The organism is Thiobacillus sp. (assembly GCF_024708915.1).
Genome location: NZ_JANJXQ010000215.1, coordinates 1 through 2,730, shown reverse-complemented (window position 1 = coordinate 2,730; position 2,730 = coordinate 1). Strand labels below are relative to the sequence as shown.

Annotated in this window: 2 protein-coding genes; both read right to left on the bottom strand. The window is 68.3% G+C overall.

What is annotated here, in order from left to right; all coding sequences use genetic code 11:
- A partial coding sequence (gene purD / locus Q0L94_RS14565; protein ID WP_296754562.1) for a phosphoribosylamine--glycine ligase occupies positions 1-1,262 on the bottom strand: 1,262 nt, incomplete at its 3' end.
- A 101-nt stretch (positions 1,263-1,363) separates the two neighbouring features.
- On the bottom strand, positions 1,364-2,730 hold a 1,367-nt coding region (purH, locus tag Q0L94_RS14560; protein WP_296754560.1), incomplete at its 5' end, for a bifunctional phosphoribosylaminoimidazolecarboxamide formyltransferase/IMP cyclohydrolase.

Here is a 2,730-nt window from a genome sequence, read left to right as displayed (position 1 = left end):
AGCGCGCGCCAGCCGATGTCGCGACGGTATTGCATGCCTTCGAAGTGGGTGCAGGTCACCGCCTCGTAGGCGCGTTTCTGCGCCATGCGCACGCTGTCGCCGAGCGCGGTCACCGCCAGCACGCGGCCGCCGCTCACCACGATGCGGTCATCCTGGGCGGCGGTACCGGCGTGGAACACGTGCAGATCTTCAGCCGCGGCAGGCAGTGGGCCGATGACTGCGCCCTTCTGCGGGGCGTCGGGGTAGCCGGCGGCGGCCAGCACCACCGCGAGCGCGGTGCGGCGGTCCCATTCAACCTCGGCCTGGTCGAGGCTGCCGTCGATGGCGGCTTCCATCAGCGCGACGAGGTCGGACTTCAGCCGCATCATGATCGGCTGGGTTTCCGGGTCGCCCATGCGGCAGTTGAATTCGAGTACTTTGGGAGCGCCATCGGCGCCGACCATGATGCCGGCGTACAGAAAACCGGTGTAGCGGATGCCGTCGGCGGCCATGCCCTCGACGGTGGGATGGATCACCTCGCGCATGATGCGCGCGTGCAGTTCCGGCGTGACCACCGGCGCCGGCGAGTAGGCGCCCATGCCGCCGGTGTTGGGGCCGGTATCGCCGTCGCCCAGGCGCTTGTGGTCCTGGCTGGAGGCGAGCGCCAGCACGTGCTCGCCGTCGACCAAGACGATGAAGCTGGCTTCCTCACCGATGAGGCATTCCTCGATCACCACGCGGTGGCCGGCTTCGCCCATGCTGTTGCCGGCGAGCATGGCATCCACCGCGGCGTGCGCCTCTTCGGCGCTCGTCGCGACGACCACGCCCTTGCCGGCGGCCAGGCCGTCGGCTTTCACCACGATGGGCGCGCCGTGCGCATCGATATAGGCATGCGCCGCGGCGGCATCGGTGAAGGTGCCGAACGCCGCGGTGGGGATGGCGTGGCGTGCCATGAACTGCTTGGCGAAATCCTTCGAGCTTTCGAGCTGGGCGGCGGCCTGGGTGGGGCCGAAGATCTTCAGCCCGGCGGCGCGGAAGGCATCGACCACGCCTGCCGCCAGCGGCGCTTCGGGGCCGACCACGGTGAAGGCGATGTCGTCGTCGCGCCGAACGAACTCGACCAGCGATGAAATTTCCGTCAGCGGCACGTTGACGAGGCCGTTCTCGGTCGCCGTGCCGCCGTTGCCGGGCGCGACGAAAACCTGCGAGACACGTGGGGATTGCGCGAGCTTCCACGCCAGTGCGTGTTCGCGTCCGCCGGAGCCGATGACGAGGAGTTTCATAAGTGCGTGAGGGGTGAGGAGTGAGGGGTGAGGAGTGAGGGGTTAGGCGCGGGAGCTGGCGTTCGCGGTTTTCGCCTCACGCCTCACTCCTCACCGGCACATCAGTGCCGGAAATGCCGCGTCCCGGTGAACACCATCGCGATGCCGTGCTCGTTCGCCGCCGCGATGACTTCGTCGTCGCGCATCGAGCCGCCGGGCTGGATCACCGCTTTGATGCCGGCGGCCGCGGCCTGGTCGATGCCGTCGCGGAAGGGGAAGAAGGCGTCTGACGCCATCGCCGATCCGGGCACGACGAGGCCGGCGTGCTCGGCCTTGATCGCGGCGATGCGCGCGGAGTTGACGCGGCTCATCTGGCCGGCGCCGACGCCGACGGTCATGCGGCCTTTCGCGTAGACGATGGCGTTGGATTTGACGAACTTGGCGACGCGCCAGGCGAACAGCAGGTCGTCCATTTCCTGGGGTGTCGGTGCGCGGTCGGTGACAGTCTTCAGCTCGCCGTGCAGCAGCACGTCGGCATCCTGCACCAGCAGGCCGCCGGCCACGCGCTTCATGTCGAGCTGGGCCACGCTGCCCGACCAGGCGCCGCATTCGAGCAGGCGCACGTTCTTTTTCGCGGCGACGGCGGCGGAGGCCTCGGGACTGACTTCGGGCGCGACGATGACCTCGACGAACTGGCGCTCGACGATGGCGGCGGCGGTGGCGCCGTCGAGTCGGCCGTTGAAGGCGATGATGCCGCCGAAGGCCGACTCGGGATCGGTCTGGTAGGCGCGGTCGTAGGCCTCCAGCAGGGTCGCGCCGTAGGCGACGCCGCAGGGGTTGGCGTGCTTGACGATGACGCAGGCCGGTGCGGCGTCGAACTGCTTGACGCACTCCAGCGCGGCATCGGTGTCGGCGATGTTGTTGTAGGACAACTCCTTGCCCTGGATCTGCCGTGCGGTGGAGATCGTGCCGGCGGGCGCTTTGGCTTCGACATAGAAGGCACCGGCCTGGTGCGGGTTCTCGCCGTAGCGGCAGGTCTGCGCGCGGGTGAACTGCAGGTTCAGTTTTTCGCCGAAGGCTTCGCGTTCGTTGCTGGCGTTGAGTGCGGTGAGGTAGTTGCTGATCGCGCCGTCGTATTCGGCGGTATGGGAGAAGGCCTTCTTCGCCAGCGCGAAGCGGGTGGCGTCGCTCAGCGCGCCGCCGTTGGCCTGCATTTCGGCCGCCAGCAGGGGGTAGTCGGCGGGGTCGGTGACGATGGCGACGTGGCGGTAGTTCTTGGCCGATGAGCGCACCATCGCCGGGCCGCCGATGTCGATGTTCTCGATCGCGTCGTCGAGCGTGTGCGGCTTGGACACCGTGGCGACGAAGGGATACAGGTTGACGCACACCAGGTCGATGTAAGGCATGCCGTGTTCGGTCATCGTCGCCACGTGCTCCGGCAGGTCGCGCCGCGCCAGGATGCCGCCGTGGACCTTCGGATGCAGCGTCT